This window comes from Parasphingorhabdus sp. NYA22 (assembly GCF_976973735.1).
On the sequence record NZ_OZ333477.1, the window covers coordinates 1,062,743 to 1,086,834 of the forward strand.

21 protein-coding genes are annotated in these 24,092 nt (G+C 55.4%); 14 read left to right on the forward strand and 7 right to left on the reverse strand.

Annotated features, from left to right (window positions below):
• The first annotated feature begins 59 nt into the window (after positions 1-59).
• The 5 genes from ACWFTY_RS05195 to ACWFTY_RS05215 all read left to right on the forward strand — a co-directional run bounded on the left by ACWFTY_RS05195 (position 60) and on the right by ACWFTY_RS05215 (position 8,315).
• On the forward strand, positions 60-971 hold the full coding sequence (locus ACWFTY_RS05195) for a LysR family transcriptional regulator (RefSeq protein ID WP_447526310.1): 912 nt from the start codon (positions 60-62) through the stop codon (positions 969-971).
• A 197-nt stretch (positions 972-1,168) separates the two neighbouring features.
• Entirely contained in the window at positions 1,169-4,231 is a 3,063-nt protein-coding gene (locus ACWFTY_RS05200; RefSeq protein ID WP_447526311.1) for a TonB-dependent receptor domain-containing protein, read from the forward strand.
• A gap of 21 nt (positions 4,232-4,252) precedes the next feature.
• A complete protein-coding gene (locus ACWFTY_RS05205; RefSeq protein WP_447526312.1) occupies positions 4,253-5,485 on the forward strand; it encodes a M14-type cytosolic carboxypeptidase in 1,233 nt (410 codons plus the stop codon).
• Positions 5,486-5,499: 14 nt separating this feature from the next.
• On the forward strand, positions 5,500-7,083 hold the full coding sequence (locus ACWFTY_RS05210; protein WP_447526313.1) for an N-acyl-D-amino-acid deacylase family protein: 1,584 nt from the start codon (positions 5,500-5,502) through the stop codon (positions 7,081-7,083).
• A complete protein-coding gene (locus ACWFTY_RS05215; protein WP_447526314.1) occupies positions 7,077-8,315 on the forward strand; it encodes a dicarboxylate/amino acid:cation symporter in 1,239 nt (412 codons plus the stop codon). Before ACWFTY_RS05210 ends, ACWFTY_RS05215 begins: the two co-directional genes overlap by 7 nt.
• Before the next feature lie 8 nt (positions 8,316-8,323).
• Here ACWFTY_RS05215 and ACWFTY_RS05220 read toward each other — a convergent pair whose 3' ends face one another.
• On the reverse strand, positions 8,324-9,541 hold the full coding sequence (locus ACWFTY_RS05220) for an FAD-dependent oxidoreductase (RefSeq protein ID WP_447526315.1): 1,218 nt from the start codon (positions 9,539-9,541) through the stop codon (positions 8,324-8,326).
• 197 nt (positions 9,542-9,738) lie between these two features.
• Here ACWFTY_RS05220 and ACWFTY_RS05225 point away from each other — a divergent pair, with 197 nt between their 5' ends.
• Positions 9,739-11,829 (forward strand): CapA family protein, encoded by a 2,091-nt coding sequence (locus ACWFTY_RS05225; protein WP_447526316.1) that lies wholly within the window; start codon positions 9,739-9,741, stop codon positions 11,827-11,829.
• Positions 11,830-11,952: 123 nt separating this feature from the next.
• Here ACWFTY_RS05225 and ACWFTY_RS05230 read toward each other — a convergent pair whose 3' ends face one another.
• The 3 genes from ACWFTY_RS05230 to ACWFTY_RS05240 form a co-directional block, all read right to left on the reverse strand.
• Entirely contained in the window at positions 11,953-13,182 is a 1,230-nt protein-coding gene (locus ACWFTY_RS05230) for an MFS transporter (protein ID WP_447526317.1), read from the reverse strand.
• A gap of 238 nt (positions 13,183-13,420) precedes the next feature.
• A complete protein-coding gene (locus tag ACWFTY_RS05235) occupies positions 13,421-13,882 on the reverse strand; it encodes a lasso peptide biosynthesis B2 protein (RefSeq protein WP_447526318.1) in 462 nt (153 codons plus the stop codon).
• 48 nt (positions 13,883-13,930) lie between these two features.
• Positions 13,931-14,152, reverse strand: a complete 222-nt coding sequence (locus ACWFTY_RS05240) for a PqqD family protein (RefSeq protein WP_447526319.1) — start codon at positions 14,150-14,152, stop codon at positions 13,931-13,933.
• A gap of 734 nt (positions 14,153-14,886) precedes the next feature.
• On the opposite strand from ACWFTY_RS05240, the gene exbB reads away from it, so the two are divergent.
• The 7 genes from exbB to ACWFTY_RS05275 all read left to right on the forward strand — a co-directional run bounded on the left by exbB (position 14,887) and on the right by ACWFTY_RS05275 (position 20,873).
• Positions 14,887-15,660 carry a tonB-system energizer ExbB gene (gene exbB / locus ACWFTY_RS05245; protein ID WP_447526320.1) on the forward strand — a complete coding sequence of 258 codons (774 nt, stop codon included), beginning with the start codon at positions 14,887-14,889 and terminating at the stop codon, positions 15,658-15,660.
• Between the two features lie 4 nt (positions 15,661-15,664).
• Complete coding sequence (exbD, locus tag ACWFTY_RS05250; protein ID WP_447526321.1) at positions 15,665-16,090, forward strand: TonB system transport protein ExbD; 426 nt, start codon at positions 15,665-15,667, stop codon at positions 16,088-16,090.
• A complete protein-coding gene (locus ACWFTY_RS05255; RefSeq protein ID WP_447526322.1) occupies positions 16,087-16,833 on the forward strand; it encodes a TonB family protein in 747 nt (248 codons plus the stop codon). The genes exbD and ACWFTY_RS05255 overlap by 4 nt, the downstream gene beginning before the upstream one ends.
• Positions 16,834-16,850: 17 nt before the next feature.
• Positions 16,851-19,214, forward strand: a complete 2,364-nt coding sequence (locus tag ACWFTY_RS05260) for a TonB-dependent receptor (protein ID WP_447526323.1) — start codon at positions 16,851-16,853, stop codon at positions 19,212-19,214.
• Between the two features lie 62 nt (positions 19,215-19,276).
• A complete protein-coding gene (locus ACWFTY_RS05265; protein WP_447526324.1) occupies positions 19,277-19,960 on the forward strand; it encodes a Fe2+-dependent dioxygenase in 684 nt (227 codons plus the stop codon).
• Complete coding sequence (locus ACWFTY_RS05270) at positions 19,957-20,547, forward strand: sulfite oxidase heme-binding subunit YedZ (RefSeq protein WP_447526325.1); 591 nt, start codon at positions 19,957-19,959, stop codon at positions 20,545-20,547. Before ACWFTY_RS05265 ends, ACWFTY_RS05270 begins: the two co-directional genes overlap by 4 nt.
• Positions 20,544-20,873, forward strand: a complete 330-nt coding sequence (locus ACWFTY_RS05275; protein WP_447526326.1) for a PepSY domain-containing protein — start codon at positions 20,544-20,546, stop codon at positions 20,871-20,873. Before ACWFTY_RS05270 ends, ACWFTY_RS05275 begins: the two co-directional genes overlap by 4 nt.
• A 98-nt stretch (positions 20,874-20,971) precedes the next feature.
• Here ACWFTY_RS05275 and ACWFTY_RS05280 read toward each other — a convergent pair whose 3' ends face one another.
• Positions 20,972-21,754 carry a pyrroline-5-carboxylate reductase family protein gene (locus ACWFTY_RS05280; protein ID WP_447526327.1) on the reverse strand — a complete coding sequence of 261 codons (783 nt, stop codon included), beginning with the start codon at positions 21,752-21,754 and terminating at the stop codon, positions 20,972-20,974.
• A 183-nt stretch (positions 21,755-21,937) separates the two neighbouring features.
• Here ACWFTY_RS05280 and proB point away from each other — a divergent pair, with 183 nt between their 5' ends.
• A complete protein-coding gene (gene proB, locus ACWFTY_RS05285) occupies positions 21,938-23,104 on the forward strand; it encodes a glutamate 5-kinase (RefSeq protein WP_447526328.1) in 1,167 nt (388 codons plus the stop codon).
• On the opposite strand, the gene ACWFTY_RS05290 is transcribed toward proB, so the two are convergent.
• The gene (locus tag ACWFTY_RS05290; RefSeq protein WP_447526329.1) at positions 23,101-23,565 is read right to left on the reverse strand and encodes a MarR family winged helix-turn-helix transcriptional regulator; all 465 of its coding nucleotides are present in this window, start codon (positions 23,563-23,565) and stop codon (positions 23,101-23,103) included. The genes proB and ACWFTY_RS05290 overlap by 4 nt on opposite strands.
• Before the next feature lie 77 nt (positions 23,566-23,642).
• On the reverse strand, positions 23,643-24,068 hold the full coding sequence (locus ACWFTY_RS05295) for an RrF2 family transcriptional regulator (RefSeq protein ID WP_447526330.1): 426 nt from the start codon (positions 24,066-24,068) through the stop codon (positions 23,643-23,645).
• Positions 24,069-24,092: the final 24 nt, after the last annotated feature.

A 24,092-nucleotide genomic window follows, 5' to 3' on the forward strand; every position in this document is an offset into this window, starting at 1 on the left:
GAAGCTCCGATCTTGCCGTCTGAGTTTGCCAATCGCGATAGCAAATGCCATGACAGGCTATGCGGTTACGACAGATTGAAATATTCTATCACGTGTATCGAGAGGGATCGATCAGCAGCGCGGCGCGCGAATTGCATGTGTCGCAGCCATCGGTCAGCAAGGTGCTCCGCTATGCGGAAGACCAACTGGGATTTGCCTTGTTCAGGCGGGAAAAGGGCCGTTTGTTCGCTACACCCGCTGCCGACGAACTGTTCGTCGAAATCGAGGATATTTACAACCGGATCAGCGCTTTTGACCGGACCACCCAGAATATCAGAAAGCGTAAAGGCGGGCATATTCGCTTTGGTGTGCTGCCCTCGCTCAGTCTGGATCTATTGCCCGAGTGTATAGCGACCATGCGTTTGGCCGATCCGGAGATGAGTTTTGAAGTGACAACCCTGCATTCCAGCGAGATGAATTTGTCGTTGCTGGAGAAAAGATGTGATATTTGTATCGGCTTTGGCAATGAGGCCGATGAGCGCCTTTCCAGTCAACGGCTTGGCGATGCCGAGCTTTTGCTGGTCGCACCCTTCGGTTATGAGGGCATTCCAAAAGGGGAGGTTGATCTCGGGTTTCTGCATCAAGCCGATTTTATCGGTTTGCAGGACAGCGGCCCTGCCGGGGTGCTATTATCCAAGTCTATGGCCGATCGCCAAATTGTCCCGCATGAAGTGGTTACGGCGCATACCTATCATATTGCGCTGTCCCTGGTCAGCAAGGGCGTCGGCATATCCGTTGTCGACCAATATACAGCAGCTAGTTCATCAGAGAATGATCTGACCAAGCATCATTTTGTCGATCCCCTGATTCTTCCTGTGTGCGCGGTAAGCCACAGGGACAGCCAGCAACCTGAATTGATCGAAAGCTGCCTGATCGCGCTTTCCAAAGTCGTCAAACTGATGTCCTCAAGCCAGAATCCCGAATATTACTGACGGCGAAGGCATAGCCTTGGTCTATAACTTTGGGTCGAAAATGTCGGGGCCCCGGCGTTGCCAATGCGGTTGCGTTTATGCGACAACAATCCGGGGCAACTGGAAAAATCAGTGTTTCGCATAGAATTAAAACCGGCCGGGGTCGCCGAAACAGGGAGGCAGAAATGTCAAAATCGAGAACACGAATCTGTGCTTTAATGTGCACAACAGCATTGTTTGCAACGGGGACTGGTACAGCATTCGCACAGGATACAGCGGCGCAAGATGCGGCGGCACAGGATGCTGCAAATGGTGAAAATGTTATCGTGGTCACCGGCTCGCAGATCAAGGGCGCGAAAATTGACGATATTCTCCCGGTGACTGTGCTTGATGAAGAGGCAATTGAAACCACTGGCGCGGATTCCGGTGACGAGCTTTTCAGGGCCATCCCGCAAGCTGGCACGGTTGAGTTCAATGACCAGAGCAGTCAGTCGAATAGTCCCAATGCGGCGCGCGGCGATATTGCTTCGATCAATTTGCGGGGATTGGGCACGGGTAACACACTGCTTCTGATCAATGGTCGCCGGATGGTTCTGAACCCCGGCTTCCAGACCGAACTGTTTGTTCCGGTCGTATCGTCGGACACGAATGAAATCGCACCCGGCGCCGTCCGCCGTCTCGAAGTTTTACGGGACGGTGCATCTGCACTTTACGGCGCCGATGCCGTTGCCGGTGTGGTGAACACGATATTGAAGGACAATCTGGATGGCGGATTCTTGCGCGCCAACTATGCTGCATCCATGGGCACGAGCCTGTTTAATTCGAGCATTCGCGGCGGCTATGGTTTTGATTTCAACGAGGGCCGCAGCAACCTCACGCTTTATGGTTATTATTATCATGAAAATGGCGCTCCGACGTCGATGCGCGACTATTCCGCAAGCAGCGATCTTCGGCCGTTTGTCGAAGGTACGGATTTTGAGGGTGACTCCAATTTCCATAACAGAACCTCGGATACCCCTTGGGCGACTTTTGATATCCAGGGATCGGGCGCGACTTCCAGCAATATCTGGGCGGTGCGCGATGATGATTTCCACATCCAGCCGTGCAGTTTCTTGTCGGACGGAGACACGCGCTCTGTTAATCTCGGCGGCGGCCTTTGTGCCGATAATGGATCGAGCGTGGATGCCGATCTCCGATATGATTCAAACACCGACCGGAGCCTGTATTCCGAAAAGGATCGCTACAATGTGTCCGCGCTCTTCAATCATGAATTGAGCGATGCTGTCGAATTTTACGCAGAAGGGTCTTTTTACCGGTCCAAGTCAACGCGCGTTCGGGAACAAAGCGGTCCGCTGTCTGCCGTGCCGCTGGGTGTTCTGTCATCGGCTTATTATAACCCTCTGGGCGCGACGACCCTGCTCGACGGGTCTACCAATCCCAATCGGCTGGATGGCTTGGGTTCCGGGGTCAGCGATTCCGGCCGCGACCTCTTGCTCGAAAATTACCGCGTAATCGATGCTGGACCGCGCAATATCACGGTGACAAAAAACACCTATCGTGTGGTCGCAGGCTTGAAAGGTGATTTGTGGGGCTGGGATTTTGATACCGGTTTTCTCTATTCGCAAGCCAATACAACCGATCTGGCCCGCAACCGGATTTCCAGCAGCCTGCTTCAGGATGCAATCAACCGCAATGATGCAACAGCTTATAACCCGTTCAATGGCGGGTGCCTCGACAATGTGAATATTGGAGATTGCACGCCGAGCAACGACCAGGTTCTGGAAGATATTGCGATTGACGTGTTCCGCAAAGGCGAAACGACCTTGGCTCTGGCCGATTTCAAGGTCTCGAGGCCCGATATCTTCACCCTGCCAGGCGGTGATGTCGGCCTGGCCGGTGGTATCGAGTTTCGCCGGGAGACGTTTCTCGATGATCGTGATTCCAGACTGGACGGAACCATTACTTTCACCAACGCCGTTACCGGTGCGACCAATGGCAGTGATGTGGTAGGCAGCAGCCCGACCCCGGATACCAGCGGTAATCGCGAAGTATATTCCGCGTTTGTCGAAACATTCGTGCCCTTGATATCGGAGGATATGGAGATTCCGCTGATGCATTCGTTGAACCTGCAGTTGGCCGGGCGCTTCGAAAGCTTCTCGGATACCAGCAGTACCTTCGTTCCCAGAGCGGCCGCTTCTTGGACACCGTTTTCTGGTTTAATCCTGCGCGGGGCATGGTCGCGAGGATTCCGGGCACCAAATCTGATTCAGGTCAATGATACAGGCACGACCCGTTCGAATTCCGAACGGCCAGCCGTCGAATGTGTCGCCGAGCTGATCAAGGGCATTGAAACAGATGCAGGCGATTGCGGTACAAGATCGATTGTCGATTATCGGACGGGTAATGATCTCGAACCGGAAAAGAGTCAGAGCATCAACTTCGGCGTCGTCGTTGCACCGGGTTTCATTCCCGGGCTGACGCTGACGGCTGACTATTGGCGCGTGAAACAGACTGGCATTGTCGGTATTTTTGGCGCTCAAAATGCCTTGTATCTGGACTTGGTGGAGCGTCTGCAAGGCCGGAGCAATCCGAATGTTGTCCGCGCCGATCCGGATGCAGACCAGCTCGATCTGTACGCCGGAACCGGTATCCTGCCGGCTGGTGATGTCATCGAGATTTTGAACCCGTATCGAAATCTGGACTCCCGGGTAAGCAAAGGCTTCGATTTTGGTCTTTTCTATACCGTTCCGGATTTTGGCATCGGCAAATTCAAGCTTACCCTGAATGCCGCGCGCCTGAAGAGTATTTACCAAACGCCCGGTGCGGACGGACTGCCGCTGCTGACGGACCTGCCTGATCTTCTGGCTGCAATACCGCAAGTTTCTGCAGGCAGTATTGCAACGTTGCGGCCGGAAGGTTTTGGCGAGCAACTCGAACTGGATGGTCGACCGAAATGGCGGCTCAGCGGATCGCTGAACTGGCGGTCGGGTCCGGTCTCGGTCAACCTGTTTGGTCGTTATGTCGGCAAGATATTCGATGTCGGTGCCGTTCAGGACGATACCGGCGCCTTCTACCGGGTCGATGACTGGTTCACCATGAATGCCTCGATCAGCTACACGATCAACAATGATACTGCGCTGGATGGATCGCGACTAAAATTCGGGTTCAACAATATCTTCAATGCAGAACCACCGTTGTCGGACGAGCTGTTCGGTTTCGATGGTGCTTTGCACAGCGCAAGGGGTCGTCAGTTCCGGTTCGAGATCCAGAAGAAATTCTGATCCATGTATAAGCTAGCTGGAATGTTGCCCCGTTGTTTCGTTCGCACCGATCTGAGTGCGGTTTCGATGGGGATAGTGGCAATTGCTTTGGCCGCTTTTCTGCCGGCTCCCGCGCAAGCCGCGGGAGCCGGTGACAATATCCGTTGTGAAACGGAAAATGTCACGCTGGATACGGCTTTTCCGTCCGGCAATGTGGCGTCCTGCAAGCCATCGGGATCGAAACGGATAGATGTTACGCTGGCACCCGAAGACAAGCCTCCGATCAATTGCAGCGCGTGGTATGCGTTTCGTCTGACGCCCCGGACGGCTGGCAAGGTCACGCTGATTTTGAACTATGAAGCCTGCGGACATCGCTATTGGCCAAAGACCAGTACGGACGGGGTTAACTGGGACTATCTGCCGAAGAAATTTGTCAAAGTCGAAGAGGTTGACGGCCTGAAACGGGCGCGGATTACCGTCAAGCTCAAGAATGTTCCGCTATTTGTCTCCGCACAGGAAATTTTGCCACCTTCGGCCTATAATGCCTGGCTCGGCCAGACGGCAAAATCTCCCGCTGCCGAAAGCTGGCTGCTCGGCAAATCTGCAGAAGGTCGCGATATTCCTGCACTTACCATCCGGAAAGACGGCACGCAGCCGCTTGAGCAGGTGGTCTTGATCGGCAGGCAGCATCCTCCGGAAGTTACGGGCGCGCTGGCGATATTGCCATTTGTCGAAACGCTGCTGGCCGACACGCCGCTTGCAAAGCGCTATCGCGAGAGATTTGAAACAATTGTTGTTCCTATTCTCAATCCCGATGGTGTCGTGCGCGGCCATTGGCGCCACAGCACCGGACACATCGACCTCAATCGCGACTGGGGCCCGTTTACGCAGCCGGAAACAAAGCTGATGAAAGAGTTGCTGGATGGTATAGAAGAGGCCCCGGACAAGAATCTGCGCCTGTTTGTCGATTTCCATTCCACCAAACATGATATTTTCTACACTATTCCGGATAGCTACCAGACAACACCGCCACTGTTCTTGAAGAACTGGCTGGGTTTGCTGGAGCAGCGTTTGCCGGATTATCAGATTGATCGGGATGCCGGTCACAATCTGGGGCAGCCGAATTCCAAAAACTATGTCCACAAGAGATATGGTGTGCCAACAATGACCTATGAAATGGGCGACGAAACGGACCGTCGGCTGGTTCGCAAAATTGCCATTGCGGCAGCTACCACGATGATGGAAACGCTACTCGGAACCGAAGCGCCCCGATGAAGGCGCGTAAAAGTTTGGCGTATTTAATCGCTTCATTTGCGCCTTTGTTGCTCACAGCCTGCCAGACGTCCACCGAACAGCCGAACCGCATGGCGGCAGATTATCTGATCGAAAATGGCGTGGTGTACGATGGCAGCGGAGCCGCACCCCGGATCGCTGATATAGCGGTCAGATTTGACCGGATCGTCTTCATCGGCGACGCGACCGACGATCAGTTCGCCGAGGCCAAAAGAATCGATGCGTCGGGCTTGATCGTGGCTCCCGGATTTATCGACCCGCACACCCATGCGGACAACCAGCTGGCCTCCGGCAATCCCGAGCAACGTCAGAACAAGGCGTTCGCGTTTCAGGGGGTGACGACCGTTCTGGTTGGAAATGACGGCTTTGGCAGCACCGAAATATCGAGGATGGCAACTCAAGCGCGGCACGATGCTATCGGGACCAATGTCGCTTATTTGGCCGGTTTCGGATATATTCGCAAAAGCGTGGTAGGCGATGATGATCGTGCTCCGACGGAAGCGGAGTCTTCGCGGATGGGAACAATGATGGCTCAGGCGATGTGCGAGGGCGCGGTTGGCCTCTCCGCCGGGTTATATTACACACCGCAAAATTTTGCCAGGACCGCGGAAGTTGTCGAACTAGCCAAGATCGCCGGTCAACAGGGCGGCTATTATGACACCCATTTGCGCGATGAAAGCAACTATAATATTGGTCTGATCGGGGCGGTGAACGAGGCGCTCGATATTGGCACGGCGTCCGGAGTTGCTGTCCATATTTCCCACATCAAGGCGCTGGGCCCTGTGGTCTGGGGGCAGAGCAGCCAGATTATCTCGCTAATCAACTCGGCGCGAGAAAAGGGGCAGAAAATTACCGCGGATCAATATCCCTGGGCCGCTTCAGGCACGCGGATAAGCAATGCACTGGTCCCGAGATGGGCGCTGGACGGAGGTCTGGCGGGCCTGCGCGAACGTGTGGGAAATGCTACCATATTTGACCGGATAAAAAGCGAAATGGCCGCCAATCTGGAACGACGCGGCGGCGCGGATAAATTGCTCATAACCGGCGGATTGGGCGATACTGAAATCGAGATTGGTCAAACGCTGGCGGACCTTGCCGCCCGAAGCAGAAGCGATCCTCTGGATGTCGCTATCGATATACTGAAAACCGGTGATGCGCGTGTCGCCTCGTTCAACATGAACGCGGAAGATATCGAGGCCTTTGCCCAGCAGGATTGGGTGGTTACGGGGTCGGACGGCAGCACTGGGCATCCACGCAAATATGCCAGCTTTCCGAAGGCCTATCGGGATTTTGTGGTGGATGGTAGAATATTGTCCCTCTCCCGGTTCATTCGAAGGAGCAGCGGACAGACGGCTGACATTGTCGGTTTGAAAGATCGGGGCTATCTCAGGGCCGGGATGGCGGCAGATATTGTAGTTTTTGATTCGGAATCATTTGCACCAAGGGCGACTTACGAACAGCCGCGGCTGTTATCGACTGGCGTGCGCTATCTGTTTGTCAACGGCCAACCCGTGATATCTGGTGGACAATCAACCGGAGCTCTGCCCGGAAGACCCCTGCTTAAGGAAACTCAATGTTGAAATTCTGGTTCAAAATCCCGCTGTGGCAGCGTGTCGTCGGGGCGCTTGTGCTGGGCATAGCCGTGGGGTTGTTCTGGGGGCCGGGGGCTGAGAGCATCAAATGGATCGGCGATCTGTTCATCCGGGCGATCAAGATGCTGATCGTGCCGCTGATTTTTTTCTCGCTGGTGTCCGGTATTGCGGCACTGGGAGATTTGAAAAAGCTCGGTAATGTCGGTGGCAAGGCGCTGCTGCTCTTTGTCACAACCGCGATAATTTCGGTTTCGCTCGGCCTTACCATGGGGACGATTTTTCAGCCTGGTATAGGGCTGGACATAAGCCTGCCAGTTGGCGTTGATATTCCTCAGCCAGCGGCCACCTCTCCAACAGATATGATCCTGGCGCTTATCCCGGAAAATCCGGTAATGTCGATGGCAGAGGGGCAAATATTGCCGCTTATCATTTTTGCCATGCTTTTTGGCATCGCCCTGCTGATGGCGGGCAAGGATGCCGCTCCGATCGTTCGTGGCGTCGATGCCGGGTCTGTCGTCATGCAGAAAATGACCATGCTGGTTATGGAGCTGACGCCCTTTGGCGTGTTCGCGCTGATGGCCTGGGTCGCCGGAACATTCGGTTTCGAGGCCTTGCTGCCACTCGCGAAAATGGTGGCACTCAACTATGCTGGCTGTTTCATCATCATTCTTGTCGTCTATCCGGTCATATTGAAGACAATTGCCAAGCTTCCCGTCATCGATTTCTTTCGCGGTATTGTCGATGCGCAGGCGGTCGCCTTTTCAACAGCTTCGTCGAACGCGGCTCTGCCGGTCACGTTGCGCTGTGTGCAGCGCAATCTGGGCGTGTCCAAAAGTGTCGCCAGTTTTACCGTGGCTTTGGGCGCCACCATCAACATGAACGGCACTGCCATGTATCTGGGTTTGGTGGCGCTATTTGGCGCGCAGATCTACGGCATTGACCTGACCTGGACATCCTATCTGCTCATCGGCCTGACCGCGACATTGGGATCGGTCGGGGCTGCCGGCATACCGGGTTCCGGGTTGGTGATGATGAGCCTCGTGCTCAGTTCGATCGGCGTGCCGCTTGAAACCATCGCCTTCGTTGCCGGCATTAATCATATCATGGATATGATGCGTACGATGACCAATGTTACCGGTGATGCGACCGTGGCTGTTGCGGTTGGCCGGATGGCGGGCGAGATTGACGTCGAGGAATATATTTCCGCAGACGATGTGTAACGTCCCCGTCAGTTTGCAAATATCAGTTCGGCCAGTTGTGCGCCCGATCCCATGGCGAGCGTCCAGCCGAGCATCCCGTGGCCGGCATTGATTGCCAATGTGTCGCTTGGCCGGGATATGATCGGCAGCGAATTGGGGGTCATCGGGCGAAGGCCCGACCAATGGTTCCGTGTCATACTATAATCTGCGGCGTCGGGCAGGGATGCCTGAGCAGATTCCAGCAAATCTGCCATTCTGTCGGGTCTGACGACGGGGCTGTCATCGCCCAAATCGGCCAGGCCGGCGATCAACATTTCGTCTCCGATGCGCGTAAAGACCAGTTTTCTGGCCACATCGGTGATGCTGACCTCGGGACTGGCTGCGGTTGCCGGAGCAATGAAGGAATATCCCTTCATCGGGTAAATAGGGATATGTATCTTTGTCTTGCGCAACAGCTGTCCTGCTGTGGCACCCGAACAGACAATCGCTATATCGGCTCTCAACTCCTCGCCGGTATCCAATGTCACTGATGCAGAACCGCTATCCGACCTGATCGTGCTTACAGAAGCATTAAACCGGAACGACGTGCCATATTCGCGACTGATGATATCGCCCAGTTTCTCGGCGAACTGGGCAGCGTTTCCCGTCTCCTCGGTCGGAGCGTAGATCACGCCGACCAGGGGACTGGCAACCGTATTCAGAGCGGGTTCGATTTCTTTCGCTACATCAGGACTCAGTGCCATCTGGCGCTCTTGATTCCTGACTTTCATCTCCATGATCTCGCGGCCACGGGCGAAGGATTTTTCGTTGCCGAAAAGCAGCATCTTGCCAGCGGTCCGGCGACCAAATTCGATTTCATGCTCCGCCAGCAGATCCGCCATTGCGTCGCGCGATCTGCGGGCAAGCTCCAGGCCTTTCAGGCTGTTTTTGCGAAATTTCCGTTCGGTACAATTTCTCAGAAATTGCAATTTCCAACGTATTGAGGCGAGATCGAGCGTCGGATATATCTTGAATGCCGGGTCACCACCCAGCGCCAGACGCGGAATCTTGCCGAGCAAATCCCCGCTCGCCAAGGCATCGGTATAGCCATAGCTCAACTGTCGCCCGTTGCCGAAGGATGCTCCCATCGCGGGGCCGGGCATTGCGTCGAGAACCGTTACGGCCACCCCGCGCCGCGCCAGTGCATAGGCACTCGCTATGCCGACAACGCCGGCTCCAATGATCAAGGCTGTACGAGGTTTGCTCAATTACTTTTCCAATGATTAGAGCAGCTACTCTGTGCATATTGCTGTCGTTCTTCCAATATCGTTCGACAGGTCTGGCATAGCCTTTGGCTATGCGCCTTTGAACGATGAGCATGTTGGATGTCTTTCCCGTTTCGGTTATCAGATTCCCGACGTCGCCTGACTAGAAAGGCACGCATATCGGGAAAGCGAGGGTCATCATGAGTTTTGGAAAGCCGGTGCAGGCTGCGAGCCTGGATAAGTTCAGCCATATTGCCAAAGACTGCTATTTTGTGGTGATCGGGTTTCTGGCCTGCTTTCTCGCTTATACGCCGCTGATCGCAAGTCAGCCTGATATGGTTATGATCGAAGGGATAGCGGTCGCGGATGAGGGAGAGCTTCCGGTCGAGGATTTGACGGTTTCGATAAACGGTCAAAAATTCACGGTACAAATAGACGGTCGTTATGCAGCGCGCGTTGCGCAGGCGGATATCTACCAGCTTCGTTTCGATAGCCGTTCGCTCTTCACCGGCATCTATACATTTGCCCAGGCCGAACTGCAGCGGTCGGAGAACGGCCACTATATTGTGCCACAAACTGAACTTGTCGCGCGCAAGCCCGGCCGCGTAGAACTGATCTTTGCCGGCGATGTGATGATGGGCCGGCGATACGAGAAGCCCCGCTTCCGGTCATCGCCCCTGATACGCCCGACAAGCCGGGCCAGGGATATGGAGGCGTTGCTGACACCAATGGCTCCCTATTTGCGCGCATCGGATTTCGCTGCGGTAAATCTGGAAACGGTCCTGTCGGCAAGCAAGCCGCCGGAGAGAGCTCCGAAGTCGATCACATTCTACAGCCATCCCGATGCTGCCGTAGCCCTGAAAAGTGCCGGGATCGACTATGTGACCTTGGGGAATAATCATATTTATGACTATCTTGATGCTGGCATGGAATCGACAACGGACGCGCTCGACGCAGCGGGTCTGTTCTATTCTGGTGCGGGGCACCGGGCAAAAGATGCGCTGAAAGCAACACATGTCGACATTGGTGGGCAAAAATATTCGATGCTCGGTTTTGTCGGATGGGCGGGCAATGTCTCGCCCAATCAGGTTGCCGGAACCGACAAGGGAGGGGCCGCGCACGGAAGCGCTGGCAATATCGGTCGGGCGGTGAAGCGCGAAGCGGCTGATGACCGGATCGCGGTGGTACAATATCACGGTAGCCGCGAATATAGCGATGCGCCGACGGAAATAACGCAATCCCGTTTGAAGACCTCTGTCGATGCCGGCGCCGATCTGGTAGTCGGCCATCATCCGCATGTCACCCACGGACTGGAACTCTATCGCGGCAAATTGATCGCTTATTCGCTCGGGAATTTCATATTCGATCAGTATTTTTTCGAGGCGCAACTGGCTTATGTGCTCAAGGTGTGGATGGACGGAGACCAATTTTACCGGGCGGAAGCTATTCCGGTGCAATTGCTTGACTATCGACCGGTACCGGCCGTTGCCAATATGCGAGAAGGCGTATTGCGCAGGTTATTCAGTCAATCCCGGGCGTTGGGAACAAATATTTCCATGTCCGGCGGTCACGCTGTTATCAAGAACCTGGATACGGTCCCGGCTATCTCGGCGGTGACTTGCTCTGTCCCGGAAAAGGGCGAGGGCGGCGTGCGGCGCCTGTCATTCAATCTTGAACGCGGCCCGGAAGCGTGCATCGATCAGCCTGCCGAAAACTGGGTTTCGGGAGAGGATATCTGGCATCGCGGGGATTTTGAATCCGGTCGATATGACGGTGTAATCGACCAGAGCTGGGAGGTCGGAAATGCTGACGCCTCCTTGTCGGAAACCAGCCGGTCGGGGCGTTATGCACTGGCACTTCAACAGACGTCGGACAAGGGCAGTATCACGATAGCGCCACGGACCTTCCTGCGGGTGCTGAACGGTTCCGGATATTCCGTTGCCGGGTGGATCAAAACCGAGAATCCTCTACGGCTTTCAGCATCCCTGCAATCGAGACCGTCAGGCGTTGGCCGATTCCAGGCTTTAAAGGAAGCCGACCGGAAGTCTTTGGGATCCGTAGCGATACCGGCGGGAAGCTGGCAGCATTTCCGCTTTGATTTCAAACCGCTCCTTTCCAAAAAAGGCAAAACGCTGCCGATGCGTCCAATTCTGCAAATGACCGGATCGGACGGCGGCGATATTCTCTTTGATGATTTCGCTGTGATAGAAGAGTCTGGATCGGACAAAAACCCAGGCGCCGCCGATCTTCTCCGCCAGAATTTCTGGATAGACGGCAAGTCTCGCCGATAGCTGTCAAACCATCCGGATTTTGCAGCAGGCGACTAAGACGCAGGCAGTGTCGGTGCAGTGGCTGGCCGGATTGCAAAGGCCGATGGTGCGCACGTGGAGATTGGTGCCATGTCGCTTGAGAGGTCAGGCCGCACGCTCCCATTTATCCGGATCCGGATAGCGACCCAGCGCCAGCAGCGCAGCCGCTGCGGTGATCAAGGCGCCGACGACCGCCAGCATGACGCCCGACGGCCCGAGGCCTGTTTCAACGAAATAGGCGATCGTGAGCGAGCCCAGTCCGGTCGCGATGGCAAATCCGGCCCAGAGCCAGGCATAGATGCGGCCATAGGCACGCATGCCGAAATAGCGGACACAAAGGAAGGCGATCAGGTCAAATTCTGCGCCGGCTGCAACGCCAAGCGCGATGACGGCGAAGGCCGGGGCTATGCCTTGTGATAATAGGGCGCAGGCACCGGCGGCGATCAGCACCAGCGTTGCCGCGACGCCGGGCGCCCAGAAACGGTCGATCAGAAAGCCGCTGACCAAGCGGCTGAAAATGATCGCGATGCCGATCAGACTGACATAATATGCCGCCTGTTCGATGCCCATTGTCTGCATGATCGGCACCAGATTGGGAATGGTGCCGCTGACGGCAAAGGTGATGGTGCAGAAGGCCGCCAGGATCAGCCAGAATTGCCGCGTGAGCAGCGCCTGCTTGAAGCTGAGGCCGGTTAACGGGTTGGCCGGCTTCGCGCCGCTGTCTGCTTCTTTCTGGCCAGAAGCCTGAAACAGAAACCATGTGGACGGAAGGCCGACTAGCGTGATTGCACCGGCCAGAGCATAATAGCCTGCACGCCAGCCATATGCCCCGATAATGGCTTCGATCAGCGGTGGCCCGGCAAAGGCGGTGATTCCGCTGCCGGACAAGGCGATGCCGAGGGCAAGGCCGCGACCGCTTTCGAACCGTTCGACGATGCCGCGAGACCAGCTCATCGGCGAGGTCCCGATACCCAGCAGGGCCAGCATGAACCAGTTCAGCTGCCACAGCCACAGCGAACCGTTTTGCATGGCGAGCAACAGAAAAGCCAATGCAAGTCCTGCCTGGCTGAACAAGGCAATTTTCCGTACGCTGTATCGATCGATCATCCAGCCGGCCAGCCACGCCACCATGACGGTTCCAGCCATCTGAAAGGAGAAGCCCGAAACAACCATCGTTCTTGACCAGCCGAAATCATCGGCCACCGGCTGGGCAAATACGCCCAATGTGTAAAAGGGCAGGGCACTGATGCCCAGCATCATACCGATCACGCCCGCCAGCAGTATCTTCCAGCCGCCGCTAAAAGCCTCGTCGAGAAATCCGCCAGAACGCTCCAAATTGGTCACCTCGTGATTGTGTGGAAATGGATCGTTACGGACACTGGTAGCTCATCGGCTCTTCGTCTTGGATAGGTACCCGCTGCCAAGAGGAAACCCGGAATTATGGATATAGGATAGCCTGCTGTCTCGACAGCGATACGGGAATATTGTCCGCAGGGTGATTATCACCGGTCGATAATTATGCGTATGATGTGCGTGACAATATTGCCTGCTCCATTGTCAGTTTTAAAAAAGCTCAGTTCGAAACGAAGCAGCCCACCGATGTGAATTGCCGGAAGCTGCGGCCTCCGGTGACGTTTACGCGCCCCGACACAACCCATGCATGGGCCTTCAGCTCTCCCATATCGTCGTCCTGCTTGCTGCGGGTCACGCCAAAGAATAGCGCATAAGGTATATCGTAAAAGCCCAATATCAGCCGCGCGGTGATGGCTTGCGGAAAGCAATTGGCTTTCCATGGCGCATATTTGGCCGCGACCGCAATCGCGCTGCTGATGGCGCGTGCGCGCATCTGCTGATCGGCCGTGGTCAGCGGTGTGCGCGGGGCAAGACCGTCGTGCAAGCCCAGCCAATGGACGAAACGCTTGAACGTTACGGTGAGAATGACAAAGCGGCTTAGGCCCAGAAGGAACCACGCGGGGATAAGCCAGAGATAGAATAGCGGCGGCATCTGTGTTGCCGTCACAAATTTCCGTTTCATGGTCTTGATCATGACGGACGCAAGAGCGTGGAGAATCCGTCCATTTTGCTATCCTGCCAATTGCACCAGATTGCGTTTGCGGAAATCTGTCAGCAATTCCATGACATCGCTCTGGCGTACTACAAGGTCGATATCGAAATTTTCGGTCACATGATTACATAGGGCCGCGATGCTGACGGGATTTTGTATGGCTTCCAAGAGATAGGAAACCACTGCGTTCAATCCGTAATAGGCGCTGTTTTCGACGCTGTCGAGGTTCAAGGCGCTCATAAAAAAATCTCAGATTATTAGCTTTGCCACCGCATTATCAAACGGAAGTCTGGCTGGCAAATGATACGAGCGTGGCAGGGAAAAGAGGCACATGGCTATGCTAAAAGCGCTGGTATGAAGCCCGACACCGCCGTAGTTGCCGCGCTGGACAAATCAACAATGGTGAGATCAGATAAATATATATATTTGCCGGACTGCTATGTTTTGAAAAGTCGCCTCCGGTTGAAGTATGGGTTACGCCGGAAGTCTGGATCTCTTCCCCTTATCTCCGGTATAAACCGGGTGTGAGCGGTTACCGGCGGGATGACCATGGCTCGCTGGTTGAGGCGGATATTTTAAGTACGCCGTGATCCCGTCATATAACCTCGGTGTCATTGGGTGCAGGCGGGCTCTGCGTCGCTTTCCGGAGGACGGCGGGTACAACAATTTTTGCCAACGCCGATCACTGAACGCGCAGACCCGAATAAGATCGGTCGATATTGGTAGGAACAGGTGTTCCACATTCCCCCAGCCGCCGGGACCCGAACGGGAGGCTTTGTCCTGGCCATTTAATAAGTTCCCGAGCGCGAAGGCCAATTGCATGTGCTCCGATATCGGGCAGGCGAGTGGCAGACTTTCCTGCAACCGGTTCATCATCAGTAAAGTAATGAGAATCACTTGCAATAGCAATAAGAAGCTGTAATTGGCATGTCGTCGATGCGAATGATTCGCATGAGTAATAGCAGGGGGCAAGAGTGGCCAAAAGACCTATGGGGCATGTTATAAAATCCGTGGCGATTGCAGCGTTGCTAGTGACAGCAGGTGCGGCCGCTGCTTCACCCTTATCGACCATTCCCGTCGAACTCAGTGTCGGTGGTATGTTCGCCCAGGCGGACTGGATCGTGAAGATCGTCATCCTCGGCCTGATCATCGCCTCGCTGGTGAGCTGGACCATATTCATCGCCAAGCTTTCGGAACTGCGCAAGGCAATGGCCGCTGAACGGGTCGTCCATGATGAAGTTGCCAAGCTGCGCTCTCTTGACGACGCTGGCAGCGATCCGGTGCTGTCAAAAACCGCGCTGGTGCAAGAGGCTTCTGCCGAACTCGCGCTGTCCGCCGATGCCCTGCAGGACGGCGACGGCATCAAGGAGCGGATCGTTTCCCGATTTGAACGATATGAAGCCGCTCTGTCGCGCAAAATGACGCGCGGCGTCAATATATTGGCGACCATCGGCGCGACCGCTCCCTTTGTCGGACTATTCGGCACGGTCTGGGGCATCATGAACAGCTTCATCGGTATCGCCGAGAAACAGACCACAAATTTGGCCGTTGTCGCGCCCGGCATCGCAGAAGCCCTGCTTGCCACGGCGCTGGGCCTGGTCGCCGCCATTCCCGCAGTCGTTATGTACAACCATTTCTCCCGCCAGATTTCTGCCTATCGCGCGATCGTTTCGGACACGGCTGCGGCAATCCTGCGACTGGTATCCCGTGACCTCAGCCGCGGCACCGTGAAGATCGAAAAGGATTGAAACGATGTCGATCCGGCTCAACGACAATAGCGATGACCTTCCGGTAAATCACGACATCAACGTCACGCCCTTCATCGACGTGATGCTGGTGTTGCTGATCATCTTCATGGTCGCGGCGCCGCTTGCTACGGTCGACGTGAAAGTTGATCTGCCGGTATCTACGGCCAATGCCGCGCCGAAACCCGACAAGCCGGTGTTTCTGTCTATCCAGGCCGACGGCAATCTACTCGTGAACGAGACGCCGGTATCCGAAGCCGGTCTCGGAGCCGCGATCGAAACGGCGACCCAATCCGACAGAGAGCAACGCATCTTTCTGCGGGCCGACAAGACGATCACTTATGACACCATCATGGGCGCGATGAATTCGCTGCGCTCTGCCGGCTATCTGCACGTCGCCCTGGTTGGCGCGGAATCCGGCGCAGTAAAATGAATAAGGCGATGCTCAGTTCCGACGAAAAACGTCGCTGGGTTATCGCCGCAGCCATTGCCGTGGCAGCACATGGCTTTGTTGGCCTGGCTGCGATGGCATGGAAGGCTCCGCACGTTCGCCCCATCCCTGAGCCGGTGGTTCTTGTAGAGCTTCCCCCTGCGAGTGCGAGCGAGGCCATGTCTGAGCCGACGCCCGCATCGCAGCCGGAATATATCCCGCCGCAACAGGAGCTGCCGTTCGAGGTTCCGACCGTTCGCGCGCCCTTGCCGGATGATGCAGTTATTTTGCCGCCAGAACCCAAACGCCCGGCAGCGCCATCAGTGCCGGCACCTCAGATTAAAAGCGCCCCTGTTGCCATATCGGCGCCAGCAAGAGCAGAAGCACCACCGACCGCCGCTCCCAGTGCGGCTCCAAGTCGCAGCGCAGGCAACAGCCCCAAGGCAAAAAAAGAGCGGGCCAACTATTACGCGATGGTCAGCGCGCATCTCAACCAGCGCAAAAAATATCCCACCGAGGCCCGCAAGGCCCGCGAGCAAGGCGTGGTCAAAGTCCGGTTCACGGTAGATCGCAGCGGCAATATTTCAAATGTCTCGATCACCGGATCCAGCGGACACGTCATTCTTGACCAGGCCACTCTGGCGCTGATGCAGCGCGTCGCGCCATTGCCTGCCATGCCCGCATCCATGGAGCGAGACACAGTGACGATCTCGCTGCCCATTGATTATTCCCTCAGAACTCGTTGAAAAAAGGAAAATTCACGATGAGAAAAAATACGTCCCATATGCAGAGACCAGCGAGCCTCCGTTTCTCCAGCCTGGGTAAGCGCAGCGCTGTTGTTGCATTAGGTCTGACGACAGCACTTTCCACCGCCCCGGCATTTGCGCAAGATGCAGAGCCCGAAGAAGTCGAACTGGAAACGCTTCAGATCGAAGATAACGCCGCTGATGTGAACCCTTATACGCAGAAAGGCGCTCCTTATAAGGCCCGTATTTCCGGCGATCTTCGCCGCGTGAAGCCATTGTCGGAAACGCCGGCCACGATCACCGTGCTGACCGAAAGCCAGCTCGACGAGCAGGGCGCAACCAACTTGCGTGATATTCTCGACAACCAGCCCGGCGTAACCGTCGGTACCGGTGAAAACGGCAATGCTTTCGGCGACCGTTACATCATTCGCGGCCATGAAGCGCGCAGCGATGTGTTTGTCGATGGTCTCCGCGATCCTGGCATGACGACGCGCGAAACCTTTGCGGTCGAACAGATTGAAATCACCAAGGGCCCAAGCTCTTCTTTCGCTGGCCGCGGTTCGACCGGCGGCGCGGTGAACTCGATCACCAAACAGGCCAGCACCGATTATAATTTCAACCGCATCGATCTGGGCATCGGCACTGACGATTTTTACCGTGTCACACTCGACAGCAACTGGGCGCTGAGCGACGACATCGCGCTGCGTGCCAACCTGCTTTACGGCTATGACGAAGCGCCGAACCGCAATTTCTCGGATCGCGAGCGTATCGGTGCGGCTCTGTCGGGTAGCTTCAAGCTGAATGACACGATCCGTGTCCTGCTCGACTATTATCATCTCGAAGCCGACGACACGCCGGATCTCGGTGGTTATGTGCCAGCTCCTACCGGCACGGGACCGGATGACGTGACAGTCTATGGTCCATGGGATGATGTACCAAATTACACCCAGTCCGGGGACTTTCTCACCACTAACGTCGATACATTCACCGGACGTGTTTTCATCACGCCCTTTGACGGTTTCTCGATCGTCAATTCTACCCGCTATGGCGAAACGTCAAACGGTTATGTGCTGACCGGTCTGCGCGGCGGCGCTTATGATACGGACACGGATACCTTCGCCCCCGTCACATTGAGCACCCATCAGGGCAATCAGGAAGTCGAATATTTCGTCAACCAGTTCAACGTCTTCGGTGAATTCGACACCGGATCAATTGGGCACAATATCGTTGCTGGTGCCGAATATTCGAACCTCGAAGTAACAAATGGTACCTATGATCTGACGACAAATGGTGCGACCAACTGCATCACGGAAGGCCGTAATGGACCAAGCGCATCCTATTGTATCACTGACGAAAACCGCGATGTAAACGTCTCTGACATTCACAATATTCTGCAGCGGGATATTGCTACCGGTTCGGCTGACAGCGCCTGGAAGGTGGAGACAATGTCCGTTTATCTGATGGACACGGTCGATATCAATCCATGGCTCTCGGTCCACGGCGGTGTTCGCGTCGATGCATTCGACTATAGCAACACGGTAGACAGCCGCGGCACGGTGACCGGTTATCGCTACAAGGACACATTGTGGAACGGCCATGCCGGCATCGGCATCAAGCCGATGGAAGAAGTCTATGTCTATTTCAACTGGGGCTCTGCCAAGAATATCAACGGCGGAGAATCCGATCTGGGCGGCAATTGCGGCTATGGCGGGATCTGTGTTGATGATGGTACCGACATTGGTGACGGACGGCCTGAAAGCTCGACCAGCTATGAATTTGGCGTGAAAGCTGACCTGTTTGACGATCACCTGATGTTCACGGCCGCTGCCTTTCAGATCACCAAGAGCGACGTGTTCGAATCTGCCGGCGATGACTATGCCTCGGGTGGCAGCCTGAACACTGGCGAAAACCGGGTTCGCGGCATTGAACTCGGACTGGTGGGCAATATCACGCCAAAACTGTCGGGTCAGGCTTCGGTCACCTTCATGGATTCGGAAATCACCGATTCCAACGATCCGGACAATATTGGTCGTCGCTTGAGCAACTTCTCCAACACTCAGGCAACGGCCCAGTTACGCTATCAGGCGACGTCGGCTTTCGCCTTTGGTGGTACCGCTACCTATAAAGGGGAAATGTTCACCGGCCAGCCGGATGATGCCGCAGGCTATAATAGTGATCTGGAAGTCTACACATACCGGATTCCGGATTACTGGACCTTTGATGCCTTCGCTAGCTACAAGGTGAATGAAAATCTGTCTGCGCGGGTCAATATGACCAACGTCACCAACAAGGATTATTATCTGGCCGGCTATCGCAGCGGTCACTTCCTGTACAAGGGTGACGAGCGTCGCGCGACGCTAACGCTGACCGGACGTTTCTGATACGAGAAGAGGGAGCGGCGAATCGCCGCTCCCTCTTACCATTCCAACAAACGGCTGACCACATGCTGACAATCATCGAAAATATTCTGGACGAAGAACAGATCCGGGATTTCAGGCAGAAGCTTAAAGCTGCCGAATGGGCCGATGGCGCGGCGTCGGCAGGCACTCGCTCGGTTAAGGTGAAGCAGAATTTGCAGCTTGATCGCCAGAATGCGCTGTCGGTCGAACTAGGCAATGTCATATTGCGCAAACTGGGCAATGATCCCCTGTTCATCTCCGCCTCTCTGGCGGAGAAAATCTGGCCACCCATTTTCAATCTTTATCAAAATGGCGGCCATTACGGCACCCACAGCGATGCCGCTCTGATGCGTCTTCCCGAAGCCAATATGACCATCCGCAGTGATCTGTCGGCGACGATTTTTCTGTCCGAACCGGATGAATATGATGGCGGAGAACTGGTGATAGAACAGCAATATGGCGCACAGCCGGTCAAACTGGCGGCCGGAGATATGGTCTTGTATCCCTCGTCCAGTCTGCATCAGGTCACGCCGGTCACGCGCGGCAAGCGGATTTGTGCGATCACCTGGATGCAAAGCGCCGTTGCCGACCCGTCGGCACGAGAGCTGCTTTTTGATCTCGATCAGTCGATCCAATCGCTGACACCGGACCGGTCGCACGATGATCCCGATATCGACCGGTTGATTCACGTCTATCACAACATGCTGCGGCGCTGGGCAACGGTTTGAAAAGTTCCGTCACCAAAGGCCTGTTGTGGCTCCTTTTGTCCGTCCCCGGTATCCTGATGCTGTGGTCTTTCACCCAAGGCGATGCTCTGGCGATGGATATGCTGCATCCCAGCGGAGAGATGTCAGTGCGATTGATGATCCTCGCCATGCTGCCCGGGCCGCTTTCCGAATTTTTCGGTCTCAACCGCTTTTTCAGGGGCTGGATAGCAATCCGCCGCAATCTCGGCGTCGCGGCTTTCGGTTACGCGCTGCTCCATCTGATTTTCTACATCTTCGATATGAACAGCCTCGCTGCGATGGCCGAAGAATTCGGCATTCCGGGAATCTGGACCGGCTGGCTCTCGCTGGTACTGATGCTGCTACCCGCGGTGATAAGCTTCAACTACGCGATGCGGAAGCTCGGGCGGACTTGGAAGTATATCCAGCGGCTTGTCTATCCGGCTTTCCTCATCGGGCTGGCGCACTGGATTTTGCTCGACTGGGCCTGGCAGCCAGCATTAATTCATCTGGCCCCGCTCATATTCGCCTGGATCTTACGCTTTATCGGCCGCAGCCGACGGCACCGCAAGCAACGGAGTATGACATGAGAAAAATTTCCCGCAAATATACGGCCGTAGCCGCTGCCGTTCTGGCGACGCTGATGCTGGCGCAACCGGCTTATGCAGATGGCGACATAAAATGTGATGCGGGCCCGACCAAGGACTGGAAGTCGATCTCGAAGCTGAAGAAAAAGGCTTGGATGGAAGGCTGGGAATTGCTCAAGACTCAGGTTGAGGGCGATTGTTACGAAGTCTATGCCCGGACCGAAAGCGGGCAGGCGATCGAGGCTTTTTTTCATCCGGTAACGTTGAAGAAGCTGGTCGTCTACCGGCGGGGAACAGAAATCTATCGGGCGCCGGGCTTTACCGGTTAGGTTCCAGCTTCCGTCTGTTGTCGTCTGATTACGAGCCGTGAGTCAGGCCATCTGGGTACAGCCGGCCTGAGTAATTCATCTGTGAAACATTGCTATTATTAGCGAAGTTCGACGGCGCGCTTGTATGCTGCATCCAGCGTGTCGCAAATCAGCGCGGAAAATTCTTCCTTGCCGTTCAGCGCATCGAGACCGGCTGCGGTGGTGCCGCCCTTGCTGGTGACATTCTTGCGCAAATCCTCGAGCGAAAGGTCCGATTCCAGCGCCAGCTCCAATGTCCCGCGCACGGTCCCCAGAACCAGGTTTTTGGCATCTTCCTCGCTGAAGCCGAGATTTTCAGCGGCCTCGACATAGGCGCGCAGCATTTCGAAAACATAGCCGGGGCCGCTTCCGGCCACCGCTGTCAGGCGATCCAGCATATCCTCGCTGTCTACCCAGACGATTTCGCCCGAGCACAAGGCGAGTTGCTCTATATCGCCCGATGCCGTTTCGGAAACAGCACCATGGGCATAGAGGCCGCTGACGCCCTTGCCGATGACCGCGGGCAGGTTAGGCATGATCCGGATGACCGATCGGCCCGGCGCATGTGCGGCCAGCTTCGCAGCGGAATATCCAGCTGCTATCGAGCTGATTACACCGGAAGGGCTCAAGCGCGGCAAATAGCCGGGAAGCACGTCGTCAATCAGCTGCGGTTTCAGCGCGACGATAAGATAGTCAAAAATCTGTTCGCCCAGTTCTTCGACCGAGCCGACCTGGGTGACGCCTTGCGGCAGATCGGGTTTGGCCGGATCTGCCACGGTAAATTCGTGATCGGTGTTGGCAGCCCATGCCTTCAGCAGCGCACCGCCCATGTTTCCGCATCCGAGGAGCAATATTTTTGTCAAATTAATCTCTTGCTGTTAATGATAAGGGACTGTGCAATGTGCTTAGTATTCAAAATAGATATGTCAACAAATGCTTGTTTTATATAGCTTCGGCGCAAAATTATATGTTTTGATCACTAAATTATTGCACTGGATAGGTTCAATCCCTACCTCCATCAACAAGTAATAAGGGCATCACGTTAAATGGTACAAGGTAAAACGATCGTTGTGAAAGTCGGCTCCAGCCTGCTGGCCAACGAAGAACGACTCACGCCGCGCTGGGCTTTCATGCATAATTTGCTGGAAGATATCGCCCGGTTGCGGGAAGGTGGCGCGAAAGTCATATTATGCTCGTCCGGCTCGGTCGCGCTGGGTATGAATATGATCGGCGAGCGGCCGGAGACGGCTGGTCTGCGCGACAAGCAGGCCGCAGCGGCTTGTGGCATGCCGCTTTTGCTGAATGCCTATAAGCAGGTTGCCCACGAATATAGCTTTGAAATAGCGCAGGTTCTGGTGACATTGCGCGACCTTGAGGATCGCAAACGCTTCCTTAATACCAAGAACACCGTCGATCGGCTGCTCGATGCCAATATCATGCCGATCATCAACGAAAATGACACGATCACGACCGAAGAAATCCGGGTTGGCGACAATGACCGTCTGTCTGCGAAAATTGCGCAAATGCTGCAGGCCGATGAGCTGATCATTCTGACGCAGGTTGACGGTCTATATGATAAAGACCCTTCCGAGCCCGGCGCCAAGCTGGTCGAGGAAGTCACCGATGTGTCGCCTTATCTCGCTGTGACAGAAGGCGTGAGCACTCTCGGAAGCGGCGGGATGCTGACCAAGATACAAGCGGCCCATATGGCGCAAAATGCCGGCTGCGATACGCGGATCGCGCATGGTGAATATGAGCATCCGGTTACGTCGGTGCTGAACGATGAACGGCCGCATACCAGAATTCTGGCCAATGATCGGCCCGAATCTGCCTGGGCCAACTGGCTGTCGGATCGGCTGCAAATGGCGGGCAGCATTGTCGTTACCGAGGCGACTGCCGAAGCCTTTAAATCCGGTCGGCGGAATATCGGCCGCGAGGACGTGCTCTCGATTCAGGGCCCCTATGTCAAAGGCGACGTTATCCACATATATGGAGAATCCGGCGACGAACTGGCTAGAGGTCTGACTAATTTCTCTTCCGACGAAACCATGGCTCTGGCCCGTAATCCGACATTATCGGCCATGCAGTTGCTGGGCTATAAAACGCTCGGCACGCTGATCACGGATAAAAACATGATCGTGCTGGATGACCGGCACCTTACCTGGGACTTGCCGGCGGACGAGGTCATGACCGACGTGATACCGCAAAGCTAGATTTCGCCGACCTCCAGAATGGGGGCGGATTCAATCTGGTTCGCATCCATCATCACGGCGATGCGCTGGACCGAGGAAATCAGCAAATTCTGTTCCCATGGTTCCAGTTGCGCCAATGAAATCAGGAAATCTTCCTGCAGCATCTCCGGTGCATTTTCGATGCACTCCCGCCCTTTGTCGGTCAAAACTATCTCTACCGAACGGCGATCATCAGCGCTTTTCTCGCGCATCACCATTCCGGATTTTTCCAGCCGGTCGACGATCGACGTGACCGTGGCGTGAGACAGATGCACCGATTTGGCGATAACCGAAGGTTTCGCCCGACCGTCCTTTTCCAGCGCCTTCAAAAGCAGAAGTTGCGGCGTTGTCTGGCCGGTCTCCCGCTCCAGTTTTTTGGACTGTAAATCGATCGCCCGGTTAATCTGCCTTAAGGCGACCAAAAGTGCGTTTGAATTTGACATGACAAGCCTGATACAGATTTTTGGCGTCAATGGCCCAGATTATTGCATATTTCTCGGCGAGCCGGAGAATGACCGGATCATTCCCAGACGGCACGGAACCGCGCCTTGTCACCGACCAGGTCCGCTATGGTGAATCCGTCGAGATGCCGCAGGAAGGCTTCGATGCCGTCGGCGAGCACATGACGCAGGCCGCAGACAGGCGTGACGACGCAGCCGCCACTGGTTGCATCGAAACATTCCACGAAGGCGCCATATTCTTCAAAAGTGCGGACGACATTTCCCACATTAATGGTCTCGGCCGGCTGGTTGAGCAATAGGCCACCGCTGCGCCCGCGAACACTGTCGACAAAGCCTTCTGCGGCCAGCCGCTGCGCTACCTTCATCAAATGGTTCTTCGAGATACCATATTGTCCGGCGATTTCGGAGATCGAATGGTGACCCTCGTGCGCAGCCAGATACATCAATGTGCGCAGGGCATAATCGGTTTGAACGGATAATCTCATAAAAGATGCGTATCATATATTGCA